The organism is Hypericibacter sp. (assembly GCF_050729195.1).
Lineage (GTDB): Bacteria > Pseudomonadota > Alphaproteobacteria > Dongiales > Dongiaceae > Hypericibacter.
The window spans coordinates 1-21,695 of sequence record NZ_JBOHKS010000175.1; the positions used below are offsets into that span (position 1 = coordinate 1).

A 21,695-nucleotide genomic window follows, 5' to 3' on the forward strand; every position below is an offset into this window, starting at 1 on the left:
CATTTCAACGGCAAGATCGAGGCGCCGCGGCTGGCCGCACGCGTGCTGCGCGATGACGAGATCGAGGCGCTGCAATTCGGCATCCCGCCGCTGCTGGCGGCCGACGTGGTCGGTGCCTGGGATTTCGCCAAGGAGATCCCGACCACGCGCGTGGTCGATCTTTCGGTCAACAGGCTCGATGGCGAAACGATCAATCTCCCGACCCGTGCCATGAAGGGCGCCGCCTGGAGCGGCGAGGCGATGCGCTGGACCGACAAGCCGGAGCATTACGGCGCGATCCATTTCCATGACGACGATCTCTATGACGCCGGCTGGTCGACGGATTTCGAGGTTCCGATCACGGCCGAGATGCGCTCGGGCGTCTATGCGGTGAAGCTCAGCTGCGGCGAGCGCTATGAGCAGCTCGCCTTCGTCACCTTCTTCGTGCTGCCGCCCAAGGGCAAGGCGACGGCGCCGGTCGCGTTCCTCGCCGCCAACGCCTCCTACATGGCCTATGCCAACAGCCATCATGGCTGGGACGATGTGCTGGCCGAGATCTGCTACGGCGCGCTGCTGGAGTTCGGCCAGACCGAGGTCACGCTCAATGCCCGCCGCGAGCTCGGCGTCTCGACCTATGACGTCCATAGCGACGGCTCTGGCTCCTGCTACAGCTCGCGGCTGCGGCCGGTGCTGAACACGCGGCCGCGCCATTCGCTGTGGAACTTCGGCGCCGACCTGCATATCACCGACTGGCTCGAGGGCATCCATCAGCCCTTCGACGTCATCACCGACGAGATGCTGCATCAGGAGGGGCTGTCGCTCCTGGAGAATTACCGCTGCATCGTCACCGGTTCTCATCCTGAGTATCACTCGCTGGCGCAGATGCGCGCGGTCGAGGCCTATCTCGGCCGCGGCGGGCGGTTGATCTATATGGGCGGCAACGGCTTCTATTGGCGCATCGCCTGGCATAACAGCCTGCCCGGCGTGATCGAGATCCGGCGCGCGGAGAACGGCACGCGCACCTGGATCGCCGAGCCCGGCGAATATCATCTGAGCTTCACCGGCGAGCTCAGCGGCCTCTGGCGCAACAACGGCATTCCGCCGCAGCAGCTGGTGGGCATCGGTTTCGGCTCGGAGGGCTTCGACGAATCCTCCTGGTATCGCCGCCTCCCCGGCAGCTTCGATCCGCGCGCGTCCTTCATCTTCGAAGGGGTCGGCAAGGACGAGAAGATCGGCGATTTCGGCGTGGTCGGCGGCGGGGCCGCGGGCCTCGAGCTCGACATCGTCGATCCGAAGCAGGGCACCCCGCCGCACGCGCTGCTGCTGGCCTCCTCGGAGCTGCATTCGAACGTCTATGTGCTGACGCCCGAGGAGATGATCTCGACCTATCCCGGCATCGACGGCATCGAGGAGCCCAAGGTCCGCGGCGACATGGTCTTCTTCGAGACGCCCAAGGGGGGCGCCGTCTTCTCCACCGGCTCCATCGCCTGGGCCGGCAGCCTCAGCCATAACGGCTTCAAGAACAATGTGGCGCGGATCACGGGCAACGTGCTGAAGCGCTTCATCGACCCGAAGCCGCTGTAGGGCGCATTCGCATAAATGGTTATCCCCGCGAAAGCGGGGACCCAACCCTCAACCGACACCGTTGGATCGACAGGGGGCCCACTTTCGCGGGGGTGACGATGGGAGCGTGCCCGCCTCATTCCGGCACGGGACGCTGGCCGCTGACATACCGCCCGATCAGGACCATGTAGAAGCAGAGATGGTTGCGCTCGGCATAGGCGATGGCCTGCGTATCGCCCGATCGCATGGCGCGAATGATGTCGGTCAGCTCGGTGCAGAGCTCCTCGACCTGTTCCTCCCACATCTCGCCAGCCAGCCGGAACCAGACACGGGAGGTCTGGTAATAGAAGAGATCGAACACCTGGCGCAGGGCGGCATTGGTCGTGAGGCTGCCGACGATCCCCTGGCGTTCGTGATTGATGCGCCAGAACTCCTCGGTATCGTGATTGGACCGCAGTTTCTGCGCCCGCTCGTACAAGGCCTTCATCGCCGAAAGGTCGGTGTCGGTACAGGGACGCGCGCTCAACTGCCCGATCATCTCGCAGAGGCGCAGGCGAAGCTCATAGACATCCTTGAACTGCTTGAAATCGACGCCGGTGACGATCGTGCCGACACCGTTCTTGGTCTCGACGAAACCCTCGAACTCCAGCCGCTGCAGAACCTGGCGCACCGGCGTCCGGCTGACCCCGAACTCGTTCGCCAGCTCCGTCTCGCGCAGCACATCGCCAGGCGGATAGCGAAGCAGGCAGATCCGTTCGCGCAACTCCTCATAGATGCTGGCGGAGAGCCCTCGCGGCGCAATCGCGGGCTTCCGTTTGTCGGCTCCAGCCTTCCCCCGTATGACGGCCGCCGTATCACGTTCTTTCATGTCGCCGCTCTTGTCGTGGCCCGATTGCGATCAAACGCCAGTGTAGGGGTTCGCCCGAGTCCCGTCGATCAACCGCGAATAGCGGAAAGGGGTCGGGTCGACGATCGGCGTGGTGCCGGTCACGAGATCGGCGACCAGATGCCCCGCGGCCGGCCCGATGCCGAAGCCATGGCCGGAGAAACCGGTGGCGAGGAAGAACCCCGGCAGGCGGTCGACGGGCGAGATGACCGGAACGGTATCGGGCAAGGCATCGATCAACCCGGCCCATTGCTGGGCGATGGGAACGCCTTTGAAGACGGGAAAAGCCTGCTCCAGCGCCCGGCGCGCATCCTCGAGTTGGCGCCCGACCGGCGGCGGATCCATGACCCGCACTTTCTCGAAGGGGGAAACCTCGTCGGAGTCCCATCGGCGTGACAACCGCCACTCCTCGAAGAATCGCGCACCGAAGCGCAGTTGCAGGTGCCGCCATTCCATTTTCAGGACCGGGAAGTAATCCGCGAGATATCGAAAGCTGGCGGGAACGATGTCATAGCGGTTGGCGGAACCGTTCGCGACCGTATAGCCGCCATCGAGACGCTTGCGTAAGGAGAAGCCGGGGGTCCAAGCCGCGACCTCGGGTCCACCCTCGACCGGTGCCGTCCTCATGACGGAGGCCCGCACGGCGAGCTGCGGCAAGCGGATCCCGAGGCTTTGAGAAAGAAGCCGCGACCAGATCCCGCCGGCGAGCACGACCGCCCCGCATCCGATCCGGCCCTTCTCCGTCACGACGCCCGATACGCGGCCGCCCGAGGTCTCGATGCCGCGCACGGCGCAGCCGGTGAGGATCGTGGCGCCCTTCCGCGCGGCCGCCCTGGCGATCGCGGGTGCCGCCTTCTCCGGTTCGGCACGTCCGTCGCTGGGGGTATAGAGGGCGGCGCGGAATTTCCGCGTCGCGCCCGGGAGCAGGGCTTCGAGTTCCGGGCCTGCGACCATGCGGCTGTCCAGCGAGAGATCGCCGGCGAGCTTCAGCCAGGCTTCGCGCCGGCCAATATCGGCATCCGAATCGCAGACATAGAGAATGCCCGTCGAGCGAAAGCCGACATCTTCGCCGACCAGCTGATGCATCGATGGCCAGAGCTTGAGCGCCTCGACGACCAGCGGCAGCTCGCGCGGGTCGCGGCCCGTGCGCCGGCACCAGCCCCAGTTCCGGCTGGATTGCTCGCCCGCGATATGGCCTTTTTCGCACAGAACGACATTGACGCCACGCGTGGCGAGGGAAAATGCCGCGCTCGCGCCGATGATGCCGCCGCCGACGATGATGACGTCCGTTTGCGGCGGCAACCGCTCGGCGGAAGTGACGGGTTCGACCAGGGGCCCCATGCCCTTACTCCTCTGACGTTCAATGACGATGGCCGTTCGTTTCAGCCGCTCGCTTCAGACGGTCACGCCCTGGTGGCCCACCAGGCGGTCCAGAATCCAGATCAAGGCAAAGTCCAGGACGATCACGCCGCTCGACAGGGCGAAGATCGTCGGATCCAGGCTCGTGTTGCTCTTCGAGAAGAGCCACACGGGCAAGGGAAAGACATCGACGGTATAGAGGAAGTAGGCAACGGTGAATTCGTTGAAGGAGACGATGAAGGCCAGCAGCATCCCCGCGATGATGCCTGGACGCATCGCCGGAAGGACGATCTCCCTCAGGGTCCGCCACCAGTTCGCGCCCAGGGTCCGCGCGGCTTCCTCATGGGAAAGGGGCAGCGCCGAGAGCGAGGCCACGCAATTCCGGATGACGAAGGGCAAAGCCAGAATGACATGGGCAACGACGATGCGCAGGAATCCGAGCTCGATACCCAGCTCGCTGACGATGACGAGGAACGAGATGCCGAGCACGACCAGGGGAAAGACAAGCGGCAGTGCCACCAGGACCTCGACCGCGGATTTCCCGCGGAACTCATGCCGGACCAGCGCGTAGGCCGCCGGAATTCCGACCAGGGCGGACAGGATCATGACGACGAGGCTGATCGAAAGGCTCGTCGTCAGGGCCTCGCGGAACCGGCTGCCGTCGGAGGGGTCGGCGATCAGGTTCCAGGCCGACTGGTACCAGCGGAAGCTGAATCCGGGCGGCGGAAACTGCAATGTCTGAGCATCCGTCAGGGACATGACCACGACCGTCAGGATGGGCGAGAGCATGACCAGAAGCAGGATGGCCGTGATCCCGCCCAGCAGGATCGGCTCGACCCTTCCCCCGCGCGCGATCATCGGACCTGCCTCCGGCGCGCGAGGGTTTGATAGGCGGTCAGGACCAGGAGCGCGAGAACGACGAGGACCACCGAGTTGGCGGCGCCCAACGGCCAGTTCAACAGCGGTCCCATCTGGTCCCGGATCAGCAGGGCCAGCATCGATACGCGCCGTCCGCCGAGCAGGAAAGGCACCACGAAGGCGCTCACATTGAAGGCGAACACGAGCAGCGAGGCCGCGATGATGCCTTGTGCCGCGAGCGGCAGCATGATGTGCCAGATCACGCGCAGCCGATTGGCGCCGAGCAGGGCGGCGGCCTCCTCGAGGGAGGACGGGATGGTCTTGAAGGCATTCGCGATCGGAAGCACCGCCAGGGGAAAGGCGGTCTGGACCATGCCCAGCATCACGCCGCTCTCATTGAAGAGAAAGAGGATCGGCCGCTCGGTCAGTCCCAGGGTGCGCAGGCCGCGATTCAGGAGGCCGTCCGGGGCCAGGAGAACCAGCCAGCCATAGCTCTGAAGCACCAGATTCATCAGCAAGGGAAGCAGGAGCACGAGCAGCAGCAGTCGCCTGATATGCGCTTGCGTCACCCTGGCCATGAACATCGCGACGGGGAGCGCCAATATCACCGTCACCGCGGCGCTGACGATCGACAGCCGGAATGTCAAGAGAATCGATCTCAGATAGAGGGAGCTGAAGATCGCCCGATAGCTGTCGAGCGACCATGTGGCCCATTCCGCGCCTTTCACGCCGAAGCTGAGCCGCAGGATCAGGAGCGAGGCGATCACCAGAAATCCCAGAAAGACGCCCGCCGGCAGCAGCAGCAGCCAGGGCCTTGGTCCCGCCGGCGCGTCCTGGCTGGAGACCGGTGGAATCGTCGCCCGGTCCATCTCAGTTCCCAAGCACGCGAATATCGTCAGGCGCCGCGCATACCCAGACGGCGGCGCCGGGAGCGAATTCGTCCTTCGTCGATCGGGCGGTCGCTTCCGAACCGTCTGGCAGCAGGATGCGATGAACGAAGCTGCCGCCCGCGAAATAGGTGGTCTTCATCCGGCCCTGCAGGATCGCATCGGAAGCTTTCTCGAGGCGGACCACGATATGCTCGGGCCGCAATCCGAGCGTGACCTCGCTTCCCGCCGGCACGCGATCCGACGGCAGGGCCATCACACTGTCGAAGACGTTCAGCCGCGTTTGCCCCGCCGCCGACCCCAGGACCGTCGCGGGGATGAAGCTCATATCGCCGATGAAGTCGGCGACGAAACGGTTCGCCGGATTACGATACACCTCGAGAGGCGTTCCCACCTGCATGAGCTTGCCATTGAGCATGACCGCGATCCGGTCGGACATCATCGATGCCGTCTCCTGATCATGGGTCACATAGACGGCGGCGAGATTCAGCTGCTTCTGGATCCGGCGAAGCTCGATCGCCATCCGGTCGCGAAGGCGGCGATCGAGCGCGGCCATCGGCTCGTCGAACAGGATGACCGAGGGCTCGACGACGATGGTTCGCGCCACCGCCACCCTCTGACGTTGTCCGCCACTGAGCTCGTTCGGCATCCGGGATGCGAATGTCGCCGGCGGAAGCTCCACCAGCCGCAGCGCCTCGTCGACCCGCCGGCGCATTTCGGGGGCGGCCACGCCTTTCATGCGCAAGCCGAAGCCGACATTGTCGCGCACATTCTTGTGGGGGAAGATCGCAAGATCCTGGAACACCAACCCCACATTGCGCTTGTGCGGCGGGACATGAAGAATCGATCGCCCTTCGAGCAGGACGTCGCCGGCATCGGCCCGCTCGAGCCCCGCCATGATCCGCATGATCGTGGTCTTGCCGCAACCCGATGGGCCCAGGATGGAGAGGATCTCCCCGGGCCGCACCGCCAACGAGACATCGTCGACGGCAATCACCGAGCCTTGCTCGAAGGATTTCGCGAGATTCCTGATCTCGAATGCCGGGGTCACGCTCACCTCACGATCCCTGACGATTATCCGCGATAGCCGCCATAGGGAGTTTGCCGGAGCAGCGGGAGGCCCGGAGCGAGGTCGCCGGAGAGGCCCGCCGATCCTGTGACTTCAAGCTACAGGATCGGCGGGCTATCGAGCGCCGGAAATGAGGAGCGATTCGGGTCAGCGCCGCTACATGCCGAAGATTTCGGTGTAGCGCTGGATCCAATCCGCGCGGACTTCCGCGAGATAGGGCTGATTGATGGAGATGCCCCGCTTCTTGATCAGCTCGGGCGAGACGATGCCCGGCCGCTTCAGGACGTCGGGCGGCAGAACGACATCCTGGTTCAAGGTGCCGTAGGCGACGGACCCCACCATCTTCGCCTGGACGCCCGCATCCAGCGCGTAATTCATGAGAGCGAGAACCGCATCGGCATTGCCCGGATGACCCTTGGGCATGACCATGAATTGCGGATCGAAATAGAAGCCCTCCTCGAGATCATGCGTGATGTTGAGCGCATAATCGGGATTCGAGAGGGTTCCCGGGTAATAGAGCGGCGAGGTCGGGCCGCCGACATCCAGGGTCCCGGCCCTGAACAGCTCGGCGACCTGCGGGGGATTCTCGCCCAAGGTCACGACGCGACTCTTGAGCTGCTTCAGCAGATCGAAGCCGGCGTCCGGCTTCTCCACCGTGGCGCCGGCGAAGTGGATGGCGACCAGGGTCAGCTCCATCGCCTCGACCCATTGCGGCGGCGGCAGGAAAATCTTTTGGGCATAGCGATCGTCCCACAGCGCCTTCCAGCTTGTCGGGGCGGGATTGACCCGCGCCGAGCTGTACATCAGCCCCTGCGTCGAGAGGAGATAGCCGACGGCATAGCCATCGCCGCCAAAGCGCAGGTCGGGCGCGACCTTCGCCAGGTTCGGAATCTTGTCCGGGTCCGGCTTATCCAGAAGCCCCTGCTTGGCCAGCTCGATGGCGCCGACGCCGGACAGGATCACGAGGTCATATTGGGGATTGGATGCGGAGGCCTTGATCTTGGCCACCATCTCGGAGGTGGCGCCGGTCAGGTCGGCGATGATCTTGGCGCCGGTCTGCGCCTCGAACGGCCGCATGATGTTGGCGACCGCCGCCTGTCCACTCTCGTCGGTCCAGGTCAACACCCTCAGCGTCTGGCCGGCGAATTGGCCCGCGGCCTGGACCTTGCGCGACAATCCTATCGTCGGCATGGCGAGGGCCGCTGCCGCCGCGGCGCCTGCCTTGAGAAAACCGCGCCGCCCTATCCGATGCCCGAAGGCGTATTTCTTTCCGGAAATCATGCCAACCCTCCCATGTTCTGTAGGTGCATACAGTTTGTATTTTTACTTCGCGATCCTTCCCGTGGCTCGCGCGTCCTAGCTGCCATATTTGGCTGATTTTTACCAGATACGGGTGGCTTCGGCTCTTTCATCGTATCAATGACACTCCGTCAGTCAAGCCGAATCGCTCATGCTGTATGCAGCTTGGAGAGACTCTCTTCAGAAATCCCGACCGAGACCTGACCGGTACAACGCCGCAGTACACTCGGCAGATTCTCGAAAAACGCCGATGATATATGGAATTTTTCTCATGGTGAGGATGAGGTCGCCAGGCTGCCGTGGTCTTGATCCGGTTCTCTCTCGACGGCCCGCCCGGCGTTGACCGAGAATAATTCCATGATGTATACAGTTGGCATAACAACTTCCCATTGAAGAGAAGGCCAACCCATGGCGAAATCCTTCCTGCGCCGGATATCTCAACTGCAACAGAGGCTTGCCGAACGCCAGCTGGACGCGGCGCTGATCTCGGATCCGGACGCGATCTTCTATCTGTCCGGCTTCTGGGGTTATTCGGGGCTGGCGGCGGCGGGTCGGCCGACGCTGCTTTGGATTCCGGCCGGCGCCAAGCCGGTGGTCATCACGCCGATTCTCGAGCTCGAGATGGCGCAGCGCATGAGCGCCGTGCCCGACATCCGCGATTGGATGGACGGCGTCAAAGGCGAGTGGCGCGGGCCGCTGAGAGAGGCCGTCGCGAAAGACAAGGTCAAGCGCATCGCCGTCGATGCCTTCAAGATCCCGGGCGTGATCGCCGGCTTCCTCCAGGAGGAATGGCCGCAGATCGAGAAGGTCGATCTCAATCCGATCCTGGATGCGATGCGCATGATCAAGGATGCGGACGAGCTGAAGATCATGCGCGATACCGGCAGGGTGGCGACCGCCATGGCCGCGGCCGCGGAAAAGGTGATCGGCGCCGGCGTTCCGGAATACGAGGTGGCACTGGCGATCATCGATGGCGGCACCCGCAAGGCCGCCGAGCTCCTGGCCGGCGATACGGGCCCGTTCGAGACGCCGATGATTCACAATCTGCAGATCCTGCAATCGGGCGAAGACACCTGCATGGTTCATCGCCGCTCGACGCTGCGCCGTCTGCAGAAGGGCGACCCCATCTATCTCTGCTTCTGCGAGATCGCCAAGTTCAAGAATTACTGCCTCGGCTTCGATCGCGAATATTTCGTCGGGTCGGTGACCGATGAGCAGGCGCGGCTTTACGAGGTCGCGCTGAAGGCGCAGGCCGCGGCGCTCTCAGCCATCCGGCCGGGCGTCGTCGCCGAAGAGGTCCATAAGATCGCCGATGCGGTCTATCAGGAGGCGGGATTCGCGCCCACCTATCGCACCGGGCGGGGCGTCGGAACCTCCATCCTCGAGCGTCCCGAGCTCAAGCATGGCGACAAGACGAAGCTCCAACCGGGAATGACCTTCGCCGTCGATGGCGGTCTCACCGTGGTCGGCAGCTATGGCGCCCGGGTGGGCGATTCCATCGTCGTCACCGAGACCGGCTTCGATTACCTCACGCCCTACCCGAAGAGCCTGAAGATTATCGGCTGACGAAAGTGGGGAACCTTTTCTTATCCCCTCCCCCTTGCGGGGAGGGCTAGGGAGGGTGAAGTCTCGATAGCAGATCAATGCAACCGCGAGAGCTGCATCTCTCCTGCATCATCGACCGAGTCAGCCCCCTCCCTAACCCCCCTGAAATAGGGGGAGGGGACCATCTACACCCAATCCGTCACTTCGCCGCCGCCACCTGCTTCGCTTTCGCGACCAGCACCTCGGCCTGGCGGATCGACGCGATGTCGATGAGGCGGCCGTCCAGCGCGACCGCGCCCTTGCCTTCGCGCTGGGCTTGCGCCATCGCCTCGAGGATGCGCTTGGCGCGCGTCACTTCGGCTTCGGACGGGCTGTAGACCTCGTTCGCGAGCGCGATCTGCGAGGGATGGATCGCCCATTTGCCTTCGCAGCCCAGCACCGCCGCGCGATAGGCCTGGGCCTTGAAGCCCTCGGCATCGGAGAAATCGCCGAAGGGGCCGTCGAGCGGACGCAGGCCATTGGCGCGCGCGGCCACCACGATGCGGGCGATCGCGTAATGCCACATGTCGCCCCAATGGAAGTCGCGGGGTTTGTCGCCTTCCTTGTCGGTCAAGACGCCATACATCTTGTTGGGACCGCCGATGACGGTCGTGCGTGCGCGGGTCGAGGCCGCGTAATCGGCGACGCCGAAATGGAGCGACTCCAGCCGCTTCGAGCTGCCCGCGATCTCATTGACGTTCTGCATGCCGAGTGCCGTCTCGATGATGAGCTCAAGGCCCAACCGCTTCTTGCGCTTCATCGCGTCTTCGCACTGCGTGATCAGCATGTCGACCGCATAGACGTCGGCGGGCGTGCCCACCTTCGGGATCATGATCATGTCCAGCCGGTCGCCGCCCTGCTCGATCACATCCACCACATCGCGATACATGTAATGGGTGTCGAGGCCGTTGATGCGCATCGAGAGCGTCTTGGTGCCCCAGTCGATGTCATGCAGCGCCTGGATGATGTTCTTGCGCGCCTGGGCCTTGTCGTCCGGCGCCACCGCGTCCTCGAGATCGAGGAACACCACGTCGGCCGCCGACTTGGCGGCCTTCTCGAAGAGTTGCGGCTGGGAGCCCGGTACCGCCAGCTCGCTGCGGTTGAGACGGGCTTGCGCCTGGTCGACGATCTTGAAGCTCATGGTCCTGGCTCCTCAGTCAGAAAAAATGGCGGTGCGACGGGGGTTCGGGGTAACGCCGGACGGCCCCTCGAAAGGCGGCCTAGATGGCGGCAGGAACCCCAACCTGTCAATCCGATTGGGTCGAGAATAAATCGCGCGCGCCGCTGGCCGGCGGTCTGGCCGCGACCCGGAATCCGCCTTAGCCGCCCTTGCGGGTCTTGGACAAGGGATGATGGTCGCGGACCAGGGTCTGGCGGCGTTCGCCCGCGACATGGGTGTAGATCTGCGTGGTCGAGATGTCGGCATGGCCCAGCAGTTTCTGCAGGCTGCGCAGATCGGCGCCATGGCCCAGGAGATGGCTGGCGAAGGCATGGCGCAGCACATGGGGCGAGACGCGGGCCGGATCGATGCCGGCCTTGGCTGCCAAATCTTTGAGCAGCTGGGAGACGCGCACCCGAGTCAGATGCCCGGACTTGCCGCGCGACGGGAAGAGCCAGGGCGAGGGCGCCGGCCGGTCGGGCGGCCCTTGCAGGAACTCGCGCCGCCGTTCGAGATAGATCTTGAGCGTATCGAGCGCCGGCTCGCTCAGGGGCACGACCCGCTCCTTGCCGCCTTTGCCCCGCACCACCAGCACGCGCTGGTCGCGGGTCACGGCGGCGAGCGGCAGGCTCACCAGCTCGCTCACGCGCAATCCCGTCGCGTAGAGCAGCTCCGCCATGGTGACGAGCCGCGCGCCCTCCGCCCCCGGCAGTTTCGCCGCTTCCTCGAGGAGGCGCACCACTTCCTCTTCGCTCAGAATCTTGGGCAAGGGGCGGCCGAGCTTGGGCGCGTCGATCGCCAGGGTCGGATCGTCCTTGCGCCAGCCTTCGGCCGCGAGGAAGCGATAGAACTGGCGCAGGGCCGAGAGCCGGCGGGCCGCGGTGCGCGGCGCCATGCCGGCGCCGTCGAGCTGGGCCAGATAGGCGCGGATGGAATCAGCATCGGCGGCAGGGAGCGTCGCCCGGCGCCGCGTCAGGAAACCCTGGAAATCCCGAAGATCGCGCGCATAGGCCATGCGGGTGTTGAGCGCCGCGTTGCGCTCGGCCGAAAGCATCTCGAGAAAGGCCTCGAGCTCCTTGATCGACGGCGGTTCCGGTTTGCGCAAACCCCGACGCCGGTCAAATGCCGTTGGCGATGACGGTTTCGAAGGCAATGGCCCGCGCCTCGCTTTGCAGACCGTTCGCATTCAGGGCCGACAGGACACGGTTGACCACGAGCGGATGAGCGCCCGCGGGACCGGTCGGCCCCATCAGAACCAGGGACAGCAGCACCACCTCGCCATGACGGCCGGCGGCTGCGGCAGCATCGAGCCGATTCACCAAGGTCAGATCCGGCAAGGTCGTGGAGGCCTGCGCGGTCTCCGCCATCTGGCGCCACTGATCGCCAACGGGCTCGCCCAGGGCCGCAAGAATGGCGAAGAGCCGCGCCGCCCGCAGCGCCGCATCCGGATCGCCCGCCTTCTCCTGCGCCGCGCGCCATTGCTCGACCGCGTCGGGTGCCCAGGCCAGTTTCTGGCCGGCGCCCGCGATCTGCGCGAACAAGGACAAGGTCGGTACCGCGTTGCGCGCCTGGGCATCGGCCTCGGCCCGGTTGCGCGCGATATTGAGCCAAGCCTGCGCCCGCTCATATTGGCCCAGATAATAGAAGACGCGGCCGGCATCGCCCGCGAACCAGGCGAGCTCCGGTGCCGGCATCAGCTGCTGCAGCAGGGTCTCGTTGGCCGCGACCGCGGTCGGATAGCCGCCGAAGCGCCGCGCCATCTCGAGCGCGCGCTGCAGGATCTGGGCGCGATGGGCGGGCTGCTCGGTGCGCAGCGCGCCCTGATAGAGCTGGGCATGGCCGATCGGCCCGTCATCCTTGTCTTCCGCCGCCAGGAGCGCGTCGATCTGGGTCGGGCTCACGTCCTGGCTGCCATAGAGCTGCTTCACCAGGTCGATCGGCATCGCGCCCGCGATGAAGGCCGATTCGGCGGCCGTGATCCGCGCCACCGCATCGAGCGTCTCGTCGGCCGCGAGGCGCGCCTGCAGCGCCGGCGTCGCCGTGCCTGCCCATTCCGGCGGCACGGCCAGATTGGCCTTCTTGATCAGGGCATAGAGCATCGGGGAAGGCGGCAGATCGGTCGGCAGCTTGGCCCCCTTGGCCCCGCCCAGCGCGTCGACCAGCATCACCAGCTTGGGATCGGACTGACCCTGCTCGCGCAGCATGTCGATACCGAGCTGGGCTTCCTTGGTCTGGCCGCTCGCGGCGCGGCAGAGCAGCTGCTGGCGGTTGAGATCGACATCGCTCGGCATCACCGCCATGTCGGCCGCGGCCTGGGCGCAGGCGCCGTCGACATCGCCCTTGAGCCACAGCACCTCGCGCCGGAAGGCGGTCAGGGAGGGGTCCTTGCTGTTGGCCGGGACCACCGCGAGAAAGGCTTCCATGTCGGCGAGATTGCCGAGGCGCGCCAGCTGCTCGGCGCGGATCGACATCAGGTCGCGATCGGCCTGGCCGGTCGGCGGCTCGGCATTGGAGAGGATCAGGCGGCGCGCGAGGACGCGCATGGCGGGCGACGGGCCCGGCAAGGGAATGCGCGGCAGCAGCGTCTCGACATCATGGGCCGAGGTGCCCTTCCACATGTCGTAGCCCAATCCGCCATTATCGGGCTCGAGCGTGCCGGCATAGCTGTTGGAACTGCCGATCTCCTGCACCTGGATGCCCGAGGGTGCCGTCGGCGCGTCCGGCGAGGCTGGAGCCCCCACCGTCGGCAGCGTGATCGTCGGCATCGTGATGGTGGGCGTCGTGACGGTGGGCAGGGTGGGCGCGGTGGTGGTCGGCGCCGTGATGCCGGGAGCGGCCGGTGCGATCGGATCGATCGTGGTCGCGGCCGGCGCCGTATCCGAGGCGGGCGGCGTGACGCCGTCGGCCGACGAGGCGGCAGCCGGCGTTGCCGCGGAAGGCGGCAGCAATTGGAGCGGTTGGCCGGTCGAGTCCGCCCGGGCGCCGCTGGCACCCAAACCCAACCCGATCAGCAGGGCGGCCGTAGCAAGGCCGCAGAGCGAAGAGCTACTGCGCCAGGCGGTCATTCGAGACGGGAACTTCCATATGCTGGGTGGGGGCCGGCAAGGTGATGCTGCCAAGCACCACGGCGGCGCCGACGACGCCGACAATCACGAGAGCGAAGAAGATAGCGAGGAGTCTTTTCATCGGCTGGTACCCTTGAAGCGTGATGTCGATGATCAAGCGAGTTCGGGAGTCCGAGAAGCGATTGGCCGATCGCGCCAATCGGGCAGGAAACCCGCAGATTCCAGGGGGTTGCCCGACCCCTCAGGATGCCCAGCCGGGGCAGGATTGCGACAGGAATAGGGTTTTGTGATAGGGTCCGACTATGGCGAAACTGCGGCGGTTACAAAGGCCGGGCACAGGCGATTCTATTGTGCCGCGGGCGGGTCGGCAATGAGCGGCGAGATGGTCGTCGATCGGCCGCTCGTGCTGGTCGGATTGATGGGCGCGGGCAAGAGCTGCATCGGGCGGCGCCTGGCGCAGCGATTGCGGCTGCCCTTCGTCGATGCCGATCGCGAGATCGAGCAGGCGGCCGGCTGCAGCATCCCCGAGATCTTCTCCCGCCATGGCGAGCAGGCGTTTCGCGACGGTGAGCGCCGGGTGATCCTGCGCCTGCTCGAAAGCCCGCCTTTCGTGCTCGCGACCGGCGGCGGCGCCTTCATGGACCCGCGCACCCGTGCCGTCATTCGCGAGAAGGCGATCTCGGTCTGGCTTCGCGCCGACCTCGATCTCCTGGTGCGTCGCACCGGGCGGCGCGGCGACCGGCCTTTGCTGCAGGTCGACGATCCCCGCGCCAAGCTCGCCGAGCTGATGAGCACCCGCTATCCGATCTATGCCGAGGCCGACCTGACGGTCGACAGCCAGGATGGGCCGCCCGACGCGACGCTCGAGCGCGTCCTCGCCGCCCTCGCCGACTTCACGCCGCCCTCGGACCGGCAGACCGAAACGGGCGAAGGACGCCGGGCCGCCTCCTCATGAGCAGCGTCACCTCTTCCGCCCCGGCGAGCGAGATCGGCCGCGTCGCGGTCGATCTCGGCCACCGCAGCTACGACATACTCGTCGGCGGCGGCTTGATCGCGCGCGCCGGCGGCCTGATCGCGCCGCGGCTGAAGGATCGCCGGGCGCTCATCGTCACCGACGCCACCGTCGCGCGCTTCTATCTCGACGAGCTGGTGCGCAGCCTCGAGGCCGCCGGCATCCGCCAGGAATCGATCGTGCTGCCGCCGGGTGAGGCGACCAAGGATTTCCAGCATCTGGAGGATCTCGCCAACCGCATGCTGCAGGCACGGATCGAGCGCGGCAGCATGATTCTGGCGCTGGGCGGCGGCGTGATCGGCGACCTCACCGGCTTCGCTGCCAGCATCGTCCTGCGCGGCATCGACTTCATCCAGATCCCGACGACGCTCCTGGCCCAAGTGGACAGCTCGGTCGGCGGCAAGACCGGCATCAATACCGCCCAGGGCAAGAACCTGGTCGGCAGCTTCTATCAGCCGCGCCTGGTGCTGGCCGACATCGACGCGCTCGACACGCTGCCGCGCCGCGAGCTCCTGGCCGGCTATGCCGAGGTGGTGAAATACGGTCTCATCAACGACCCGGCCTTCTTCACCTGGCTCGAGACCCATGGCGCCGATCTGGTCGACGGCAACGGCGCCGCGCGCCGGCACGCCGTCATGACCAGCTGCGCCGCCAAGGCCGCGGTGGTCGCAGCCGACGAGCGCGAGGCCGACCAGCGCGCGCTGCTCAATCTCGGCCACACCTTCGGCCATGCGCTCGAGGCCGAATGCGGCTACACCGGCGAGCTGCTGCATGGCGAGGCGGTGGCGATCGGCATGGTGATGGCGTTCGAGCTCTCGGCCATGCTGGGTCTCGGACCCAGCGAGGACGCGGCCCGGGTCGCGCGCCACCTGGCCTCGGTCGGGCTTCCCACCTCGCCGGCCGCGATCGGCCGCGGTTTCGATGCGAGCCGCCTGGTGCATCACATGCGCCAGGACAAGAAGGTCAAGGACGGACGCCTCACCTTCGTGCTCGCGCGCGGCATCGGCCGCGCCTTCCTCTCGCGCGACGTGGAAATGGATCAGGTCGAGGCATTGCTGGCCCGCGCCCTGGCCGCTTAAGGCCCGCCCCATGATCGCGATCATCGCCATCATCGTCTTCCTGCTCTGCTGCTCGGCCTTCTTCGCCGGCGCCGAGACCGCCCTGACCGCGGCCTCGCGGCCCCGCATGCACGCGCTGGCCCAGCAGGACAATCGCCGCGCCCGGATCGTCAACGAGCTGCGCACCCGGATGGAGCTGGTGATCGCGGCCCTGCTGCTCGGCAACAATCTCGTCAACATCACCGCCTCGGCGCTCGCGACCAGCGTGATGATCGCCTTTTTCGGCGAGCGCGGCGTGGTCTATGCGACCGCCGGCATGACCGTGCTGGTGGTGCTGTTCGGCGAGGTGCTGCCCAAGACGGTGGCGATCAACAATCCCGACCGCACGGCGCTGGCGGCGGCCCCGGCCTTGCGGGCCTTCGTCTGGTTCGTCACGCCCCTGACCCGCACCATGCAGCTGATCGTGCGCGGCACATTGATGCTGTTCGGCGCGCGGATCGTGACCGAGCTGGGCCGCGAGGAGACCGAGGAGGAGCTGCGCGGCGCCATCGACCTCCATACCGAGACGGCGAAACATACCGAGACCTCGACCGAGATCCGCGAAGCCGGCGCCATGATGCATTCGATCCTCGACCTCAACGAGGTGATGGTCATGGACATCATGATCCACCGCCAGAACGTCACCATGGTCGATGCCGAGCAGCCGCCCTCCGAGACCGTGGCCCAGGTGCTGGCGAGCCCGCACACCCGCATTCCCATCTATCAGGGCAATCCCGACAACATCGTCGGCGTGCTCCATGCCAAGGCGCTGTTGCGCGCGGTGCGCGCCCAGCCCCAGCCGACCGACACGCTCGACATCCGCGCCATCGCGGCCAAGCCCTGGTTCATTCCCAGCACCACGACGCTGCTGGCGCAGCTGCGCGCCTTCCGCGAGCGGCGCGAGCATTTCGCGCTGGTGGTCGACGAATATGGCGCGCTGCTCGGCATCGTCACGCTCGAGGACATTCTCGAGGAGATCGTGGGCGAGATCGACGACGAGCATGATGTGCGCGTGCGCGGCACCCGCAAGGCGGCCGACGGCAGCATCGACGTCGAGGGCCAGGTGACGATCCGCGACCTCAACCGTCAGTTCGGCTGGCGCCTGCCGGACGAGGATGCCTCGACCATCGCCGGGCTGGTGCTGCATGAGGCCCGGCGAATTCCCGATGTGGGGCAGATCTTCATGTTCCACGGCTTCCGCTTCGAGGTGCTGGAGCGCCATCGCAACCGCATCAAACGGGTCCGGATCCGGCCGCTCGAGCCCGCCAGCGAGCCGCCCTCGGTGGCCGCGACGGCGTAATTCGCAGCGCTGCTCCCGCGTCCCTGCAATTGACCGGCCCGGCGCCCAGCCGCTAGCGTTGTCGCCAAACTTGGCGAGGCCCTGGCCCCGCCCCTTTCAGTTCCGAAGGATCGCCCCATGCCTCTCTCTGCACCGGTTCCGCGCAACCATCTCCACACGCGCCGCTACGAGTTCTGCGGCTATGAGCGTGAGGATGGGCTGTGGGACATCGAAGGCCGCATCACCGACACCAAGACCTATGGATTCGCCAACGAGTTTCGCGGCGAGATCCGGCCGGGCGAGCCGATCCACGACATGTGGGTGCGGCTGACGCTGGACGACACGCTGACGGTCAAGGATATCGAGGTGACGAGCGACGCCGGTCCCTATCGGATCTGTCCCGACATCGTGCCGAACTTCCAGGTGATGAAGGGCGAGCGCATCAAGCCGGGCTGGCATCTGCGTCTCAAGGAGCTGCTTGGCGGGGTGAGGGGCTGCACCCACATCGTCGAGATGATGGGCTCGATGGGCACGGTCGCCTATCAGACGATGTATTGGCGCCGCAAGCGCAGCACAAGCGAGAAATCGCCGCCGCCGATCAACACCTGCCACGCCTTTGCCGCCGACGGCGAAGTCGTGAAGCGCTTCTGGCCGGATTACTATCGCGGCGAGTAGCGACGCGCGGCGGCGCTTTCAGAGGGTGGCGCTGCGCGAACTTCGGCTGATGGGACGGCCATGGCCCGCGGTGCGATGGCCGGCCTCGGTGGACGCGCCGCGGAAATAGCGCAGCACGAAGAGCCTCACGGCGGCGGTCAAGTTCGCGGCGGAGCGCCGGCCCTTGATGCGTTCGCACAAGGCGCTCAACGTCGAGCGCTCGCGCGTGACGATCTCATCGAGCGCATCCCAGAATTCGGGTTCGAGACGCAAACTGGTACGGCGGCCGGCGAGCTTAATATTGCGCACCTGTGGCCGGCGTCGCGACAAGTCGATTGTCATGGATGTTTTTTGATTTGTGATGAAGCCCCGGCAAGCAATCTACAACCCAGCGAAAGATCAACCAAACGAATTCTTGTCATGGTTGTTGCGCTGCACTCGCGATGCGCGCCACTGAATCGCGCGATCACACCATCATCATCGCTCGATCGTGTCGACAATCCATTTGGGGATGCGCGCCGCTTTCCGTCGGCGAGATCTTGAACCGCGCCGTTGCCAAATCGAGATTGGATGGTCAATCAAAGAAAAAGTCGGCGCCGAGGAATAACCGGTAAATCACCCCTCTTGTGACAGCCGTGCCAGTTCTCGATCGAACGAAAATCGAAGGGAAATTCTAAGCCTTCGCGGCGCGTTCGCCCGGTGCGGTCAGGCTCAGCGACAACGCATGCACCGGTCCAGAAAGCTCGGCCGCCAGGACCGCATGGACACGGCGCTGGCGTTCGACACGTGACAGCCCCGCGAATGACGTCGCTTCGATCTCGACGCGGAAATGACTCTCGCCGCCGGCGCGCGCGCCGGCATGGCCGGCATGAAGCCCGGACTCGTCGATGATCTTCAGGTGAGTCGGATGGAGCGCCTGGCGGAGCTTGGTCTCGATCGCCTGGGCCACGGATCCGCCTGTCGCTTGCTTGTCCGACATCTCATCTCTTCCTGTGTGCCACCCGGCCGAGGGGGTAAGAATATCCGATTAGGTTCGGATCCGAACGGCCTGGGATTTCGGTCTTCGCGGCTTTACCCTCGGGGCTCGAGCGAATCAACCCTGGCGATGAAGCGGTCGTCGCGCTTCACGGGGTCCTGGACTCTGGAAAGGCCTCGCGCGTGACCGTCTCCTCTGCCGCCAGCGAGCCCGGCGACCGCCGCGGCGCCTTCATCCTGTTGGGCACGATCATTCTGGTCTGGGGCATCAACTGGCCCGTCATGAAGGTTGGCCTCGGATCGATCCCGCCCTTCTGGTTCGGCGGGCTTCGTCTGTTGCTGGGGTCGACCGCGCTTTTCCTGGTGGCGGCGTTCCGCCGCCGGCTGACCTTGCCCGCATTGGCCGACTGGCCGGTGGTCGCCAGCGTCGGGCTGGTGCAGATGGCGGGCTTCCTCGCCCTGGTAAATGTCGCCCTGCTCCATGTGCCGGCCGGCCGCTCGGCGGTGCTTTGTTATACGACACCGCTTTGGGTGGCCCCCGGCGGCGCCCTGTTCCTCGGCGAGAAGCTGAACAGGCGCAAGCTCGCCGGCCTGGCACTGGGGCTCGTCGGCCTCCTCATCCTGTTCGAGCCCGGCAGCTTCGATTGGTCGAACCGGCCCCTGCTGCTGGGCAATGCCTTCCTTCTCGGCGCCGCGCTCCTCTGGGCTGTCACCATTCTCCATATCCGTGGCCATCGCTGGCACAGCTCGGCCCTCGATCTGGCGCCCTGGCAGCAGCTGACTGGCGCGCTCCCTTTGCTGGCGGTCGCGCTCCTGACCGAAGGCGGCCCCGATGTGATTGACTGGAAATGGAGCAGCCTGCTGGTGCTTGCCTATAACGGGCCGATCGCTTCGGGCTTCGCCTTCTGGGCCGCCGTCGCCGTCACCCGCCGCCTCCCCGCCTTGACCACCTCGCTCGCCTTCCTGGCCGTGCCGGTCATGGGTCTGACGGCCTCGGCCGTGGCGCTGGGGGAGCATCCGCAGCCGGCCCTGCTAGGCGGCTTCCTCCTGATCCTGATCGGGCTCGTGCTGGTCGAGTACAAGCCGCGCAAGCCGGCCGCATAACCGGCGAGGCAGGACACGCCGCCCGCCACGGGATTTCCCGACCGCAATGTCACCGCAACAATCATGTCCTTAACGGCGTGGCAATCGGCCTCAGGCTTGAATGGCGGCTGTCGGTGATCTTCCGGGAGGCCCCCCATGGGGTCGGCTTGCAAGCCCGCCAGGGGCTGCCCATACTCTCCTGGTGGCGAGACCTAAGATCATGTTCCAGTGGGAGGATGAGGCGGCATCGGATGCCGAGGCGCCGCATTGCGACCATGCGAACTGCGCCGAACCGGGCCTTTACCGCGCGCCCAAATCGCGCGACCGGCTCAATGACTATTTCAATTTCTGCCTGGAGCATGTGCGGGCCTACAACAAGTCCTGGAATTACTTCCAGGGCATGGGCGCCGAGGATATCGAGCATCAGATCCGGCGCGACACCGTCTGGGACCGGCCGACATGGCCGCTCGGCGGCTGGCGCATACCTCAGCGGGAAGACGTGAACCGCGCCTTCCGGCGGGCCATGGGTCTGGAAGATGAAAACGAGCCCGCCAGCGAGGCGCGCAGCCCCGGCCCCAAGCTCAGCAGCGCCGAATATCAGGCGCTGCGCTTGCTCGAACTGAAGCCCGGAGTCACCTGGGACGAGGTCAAGGCCCGCTATAAGGGGCTTGCCAAGCTGCTTCACCCCGATGCTAATGGCGGCGATAAATTGGCCGAGGAACGCTTGAAGCTCGTGAACCAGGCCTACAGCACGCTGAAGCAAAGCGCGCTGTTTTGAACGCAAAAGCGGGTCCGCCCGCCATCGGTACGCGGAAAGAGACGAATGGCAACCGAAAGCACGACGACCAACGGGCGTCCGCTACTGCCCGACATCACGATTTCTGTCCAGCAGACCTTCGGCCTCGACAGCGACATGCAAGTGCCGGCCTACAGCCAGCCTTCCGAGCATGTGCCTGATGTCGACGAAGCCTATCGCTTCGACCATGACACCACGCTCGCGATCCTGGCCGGGTTTGCCTATAACCGCCGCGTCCTGATCCAGGGCTATCACGGCACCGGCAAATCGACCCATATCGAGCAGGTCGCGGCGCGCCTCAACTGGCCCTGCATCCGCGTCAATCTCGACAGCCATATCAGCCGCATCGACCTGATCGGCAAGGACGCGATCGTCTTACGCGAAGGCAAGCAGGTGACCGAGTATCGCGAGGGTCTCCTGCCCTGGGCGCTGCAGCATCCGACGGCGCTGGTGTTCGACGAGTATGACGCCGGCCGGCCGGACGTGATGTTCGTGATCCAGCGCGTGCTTGAAGTTTCAGGACGTCTCACGCTGCTCGACCAGAATAAAGTTATTCGCCCGCATCCGGCGTTCCGTCTGTTCGCGACGGCAAATACCGTTGGCTTGGGCGACACCACCGGCCTCTATCACGGCACACAGCAGATCAACCAAGGCCAGATGGACCGCTGGTCGATCGTGACCACGCTCAATTATCTGCCACACGACAAGGAAGTGGAGATCGTGCTTTCGAAAGCGCACCACTACCGCACGTCCGAAGGCCGCGACATCGTTTCGAAAATGGTTCGCGTCGCCGATCTCACGCGGCAGGCTTTCATCAACGGCGATCTTTCGACCGTGATGAGCCCGCGCACCGTGATCACCTGGGCCGAGAACGCGCAAATCTTTGGTGACATCGGCTTTGCGCTACGCCTCACCTTCGTGAACAAGTGCGACGAACTCGAGCGTCCGGTGGTCGCGGAGTTCTATCAGCGCAGCTTCGGAAAAGAACTCCCGGAATCCACGGTGAATGTCGCGTTGTCGTGACGAAAGTCGGATATGTCGACGCCCTCGAAGGCAAAAAACACAGAGTCCCCGACCGAGCCGTTTAAGCG

21 protein-coding genes are annotated in these 21,695 nt (G+C 65.5%); 9 read left to right on the forward strand and 12 right to left on the reverse strand.

Annotated features, from left to right (window positions below):
- Positions 1 to 1,563, forward strand: a 1,563-nt coding sequence (locus tag ACREE8_RS13720) for a N,N-dimethylformamidase beta subunit family domain-containing protein (RefSeq protein ID WP_431573570.1), incomplete at its 5' end; no start/stop codon positions are given.
- 115 nt (positions 1,564 to 1,678) lie between these two features.
- Here the strand turns inward: ACREE8_RS13720 and ACREE8_RS13725 are convergent.
- From ACREE8_RS13725 to ACREE8_RS13750, 6 genes are all read right to left on the reverse strand, one after another.
- Entirely contained in the window at positions 1,679 to 2,410 is a 732-nt protein-coding gene (locus ACREE8_RS13725; protein WP_431573571.1) for a GntR family transcriptional regulator, read from the reverse strand.
- 30 nt (positions 2,411 to 2,440) lie between these two features.
- Positions 2,441 to 3,769 carry an NAD(P)/FAD-dependent oxidoreductase gene (locus ACREE8_RS13730; protein WP_431573572.1) on the reverse strand — a complete coding sequence of 443 codons (1,329 nt, stop codon included), beginning with the start codon at positions 3,767 to 3,769 and terminating at the stop codon, positions 2,441 to 2,443.
- 54 nt (positions 3,770 to 3,823) lie between these two features.
- Positions 3,824 to 4,645, reverse strand: a complete 822-nt coding sequence (locus ACREE8_RS13735; RefSeq protein WP_431573573.1) for an ABC transporter permease — start codon at positions 4,643 to 4,645, stop codon at positions 3,824 to 3,826.
- Positions 4,642 to 5,514, reverse strand: a complete 873-nt coding sequence (locus ACREE8_RS13740) for an ABC transporter permease (RefSeq protein ID WP_431573574.1) — start codon at positions 5,512 to 5,514, stop codon at positions 4,642 to 4,644. The genes ACREE8_RS13735 and ACREE8_RS13740 overlap by 4 nt, the downstream gene beginning before the upstream one ends.
- Before the next feature lies 1 nt (position 5,515).
- The gene (locus ACREE8_RS13745; RefSeq protein WP_431573575.1) at positions 5,516 to 6,589 is read right to left on the reverse strand and encodes an ABC transporter ATP-binding protein; all 1,074 of its coding nucleotides are present in this window, start codon (positions 6,587 to 6,589) and stop codon (positions 5,516 to 5,518) included.
- A gap of 168 nt (positions 6,590 to 6,757) precedes the next feature.
- A complete protein-coding gene (locus ACREE8_RS13750; protein ID WP_431573576.1) occupies positions 6,758 to 7,882 on the reverse strand; it encodes an ABC transporter substrate-binding protein in 1,125 nt (374 codons plus the stop codon).
- Positions 7,883 to 8,308: 426 nt separating this feature from the next.
- Here ACREE8_RS13750 and ACREE8_RS13755 point away from each other — a divergent pair, with 426 nt between their 5' ends.
- Positions 8,309 to 9,466 (forward strand): M24 family metallopeptidase, encoded by a 1,158-nt coding sequence (locus tag ACREE8_RS13755; RefSeq protein ID WP_431573577.1) that lies wholly within the window; start codon positions 8,309 to 8,311, stop codon positions 9,464 to 9,466.
- A gap of 178 nt (positions 9,467 to 9,644) precedes the next feature.
- Here ACREE8_RS13755 and ACREE8_RS13760 read toward each other — a convergent pair whose 3' ends face one another.
- The 4 genes from ACREE8_RS13760 to ACREE8_RS13775 form a co-directional block, all read right to left on the reverse strand.
- On the reverse strand, positions 9,645 to 10,625 hold the full coding sequence (locus tag ACREE8_RS13760) for an HpcH/HpaI aldolase/citrate lyase family protein (protein ID WP_431573578.1): 981 nt from the start codon (positions 10,623 to 10,625) through the stop codon (positions 9,645 to 9,647).
- Between the two features lie 178 nt (positions 10,626 to 10,803).
- Positions 10,804 to 11,748 (reverse strand): site-specific tyrosine recombinase XerD, encoded by a 945-nt coding sequence (gene xerD / locus ACREE8_RS13765; RefSeq protein ID WP_431573579.1) that lies wholly within the window; start codon positions 11,746 to 11,748, stop codon positions 10,804 to 10,806.
- Between the two features lie 13 nt (positions 11,749 to 11,761).
- Complete coding sequence (locus ACREE8_RS13770; protein WP_431573580.1) at positions 11,762 to 13,708, reverse strand: hypothetical protein; 1,947 nt, start codon at positions 13,706 to 13,708, stop codon at positions 11,762 to 11,764.
- Entirely contained in the window at positions 13,689 to 13,829 is a 141-nt protein-coding gene (locus ACREE8_RS13775) for a hypothetical protein (RefSeq protein ID WP_191908253.1), read from the reverse strand. Before ACREE8_RS13775 ends, ACREE8_RS13770 begins: the two co-directional genes overlap by 20 nt.
- Positions 13,830 to 14,078: 249 nt before the next feature.
- On the opposite strand from ACREE8_RS13775, the gene ACREE8_RS13780 reads away from it, so the two are divergent.
- From ACREE8_RS13780 to ACREE8_RS13795, 4 genes are all read left to right on the forward strand, one after another.
- Positions 14,079 to 14,663, forward strand: coding sequence for a shikimate kinase (locus ACREE8_RS13780; protein WP_431573581.1), 585 nt, complete (start codon positions 14,079 to 14,081; stop codon positions 14,661 to 14,663).
- Positions 14,660 to 15,799, forward strand: a complete 1,140-nt coding sequence (aroB, locus tag ACREE8_RS13785; protein ID WP_431573582.1) for a 3-dehydroquinate synthase — start codon at positions 14,660 to 14,662, stop codon at positions 15,797 to 15,799. The genes ACREE8_RS13780 and aroB overlap by 4 nt, the downstream gene beginning before the upstream one ends.
- Positions 15,800 to 15,809: 10 nt before the next feature.
- Positions 15,810 to 17,117, forward strand: a complete 1,308-nt coding sequence (locus ACREE8_RS13790) for an HlyC/CorC family transporter (protein ID WP_431573583.1) — start codon at positions 15,810 to 15,812, stop codon at positions 17,115 to 17,117.
- A gap of 117 nt (positions 17,118 to 17,234) precedes the next feature.
- Entirely contained in the window at positions 17,235 to 17,771 is a 537-nt protein-coding gene (locus tag ACREE8_RS13795; RefSeq protein WP_431573584.1) for a DUF2889 domain-containing protein, read from the forward strand.
- 18 nt (positions 17,772 to 17,789) lie between these two features.
- On the opposite strand, the gene ACREE8_RS13800 is transcribed toward ACREE8_RS13795, so the two are convergent.
- Together ACREE8_RS13800 and ACREE8_RS13805 are read right to left on the reverse strand one after the other, a co-directional pair.
- A complete protein-coding gene (locus ACREE8_RS13800) occupies positions 17,790 to 18,092 on the reverse strand; it encodes a ribbon-helix-helix domain-containing protein (RefSeq protein ID WP_431573585.1) in 303 nt (100 codons plus the stop codon).
- A 331-nt stretch (positions 18,093 to 18,423) separates the two neighbouring features.
- Positions 18,424 to 18,729, reverse strand: coding sequence for a BolA family protein (locus ACREE8_RS13805; RefSeq protein ID WP_431573586.1), 306 nt, complete (start codon positions 18,727 to 18,729; stop codon positions 18,424 to 18,426).
- 179 nt (positions 18,730 to 18,908) lie between these two features.
- On the opposite strand from ACREE8_RS13805, the gene ACREE8_RS13810 reads away from it, so the two are divergent.
- The 3 genes from ACREE8_RS13810 (at position 18,909) to cobS (ending at position 21,627) form a co-directional block, all read left to right on the forward strand.
- The gene (locus tag ACREE8_RS13810) at positions 18,909 to 19,829 is read left to right on the forward strand and encodes a DMT family transporter (protein ID WP_431573587.1); all 921 of its coding nucleotides are present in this window, start codon (positions 18,909 to 18,911) and stop codon (positions 19,827 to 19,829) included.
- 199 nt (positions 19,830 to 20,028) lie between these two features.
- Entirely contained in the window at positions 20,029 to 20,586 is a 558-nt protein-coding gene (locus tag ACREE8_RS13815) for a J domain-containing protein (RefSeq protein WP_431573588.1), read from the forward strand.
- A 45-nt stretch (positions 20,587 to 20,631) separates the two neighbouring features.
- Positions 20,632 to 21,627: a cobaltochelatase subunit CobS gene (cobS, locus tag ACREE8_RS13820; protein ID WP_431573589.1), complete on the forward strand. Its 996-nt coding sequence runs from the start codon at positions 20,632 to 20,634 to the stop codon at positions 21,625 to 21,627.
- The last annotated feature ends 68 nt before the right edge of the window (positions 21,628 to 21,695 follow it).

Coding starts and splice junctions, on each gene's coding strand:
- ACREE8_RS13725 (WP_431573571.1), bottom strand. CDS start 2,410: ATGAAAGAACGTGATACGGCGGCCGTCATACGGGGGAAGGCTGGAGCC.
- ACREE8_RS13730 (WP_431573572.1), bottom strand. CDS start 3,769: ATGGGGCCCCTGGTCGAACCCGTCACTTCCGCCGAGCGGTTGCCGCCG.
- ACREE8_RS13735 (WP_431573573.1), bottom strand. CDS start 4,645: ATGATCGCGCGCGGGGGAAGGGTCGAGCCGATCCTGCTGGGCGGGATC.
- ACREE8_RS13740 (WP_431573574.1), bottom strand. CDS start 5,514: ATGGACCGGGCGACGATTCCACCGGTCTCCAGCCAGGACGCGCCGGCG.
- ACREE8_RS13750 (WP_431573576.1), bottom strand. CDS start 7,882: ATGATTTCCGGAAAGAAATACGCCTTCGGGCATCGGATAGGGCGGCGC.
- ACREE8_RS13755 (WP_431573577.1), top strand. CDS start 8,309: ATGGCGAAATCCTTCCTGCGCCGGATATCTCAACTGCAACAGAGGCTT.
- ACREE8_RS13760 (WP_431573578.1), bottom strand. CDS start 10,625: ATGAGCTTCAAGATCGTCGACCAGGCGCAAGCCCGTCTCAACCGCAGC.
- ACREE8_RS13770 (WP_431573580.1), bottom strand. CDS start 13,708: ATGACCGCCTGGCGCAGTAGCTCTTCGCTCTGCGGCCTTGCTACGGCC.
- ACREE8_RS13775 (WP_191908253.1), bottom strand. CDS start 13,829: ATGAAAAGACTCCTCGCTATCTTCTTCGCTCTCGTGATTGTCGGCGTC.
- ACREE8_RS13780 (WP_431573581.1), top strand. CDS start 14,079: ATGAGCGGCGAGATGGTCGTCGATCGGCCGCTCGTGCTGGTCGGATTG.
- aroB (WP_431573582.1), top strand. CDS start 14,660: ATGAGCAGCGTCACCTCTTCCGCCCCGGCGAGCGAGATCGGCCGCGTC.
- ACREE8_RS13790 (WP_431573583.1), top strand. CDS start 15,810: ATGATCGCGATCATCGCCATCATCGTCTTCCTGCTCTGCTGCTCGGCC.
- ACREE8_RS13795 (WP_431573584.1), top strand. CDS start 17,235: ATGCCTCTCTCTGCACCGGTTCCGCGCAACCATCTCCACACGCGCCGC.
- ACREE8_RS13800 (WP_431573585.1), bottom strand. CDS start 18,092: ATGACAATCGACTTGTCGCGACGCCGGCCACAGGTGCGCAATATTAAG.
- ACREE8_RS13805 (WP_431573586.1), bottom strand. CDS start 18,729: ATGTCGGACAAGCAAGCGACAGGCGGATCCGTGGCCCAGGCGATCGAG.
- ACREE8_RS13815 (WP_431573588.1), top strand. CDS start 20,029: ATGTTCCAGTGGGAGGATGAGGCGGCATCGGATGCCGAGGCGCCGCAT.
- cobS (WP_431573589.1), top strand. CDS start 20,632: ATGGCAACCGAAAGCACGACGACCAACGGGCGTCCGCTACTGCCCGAC.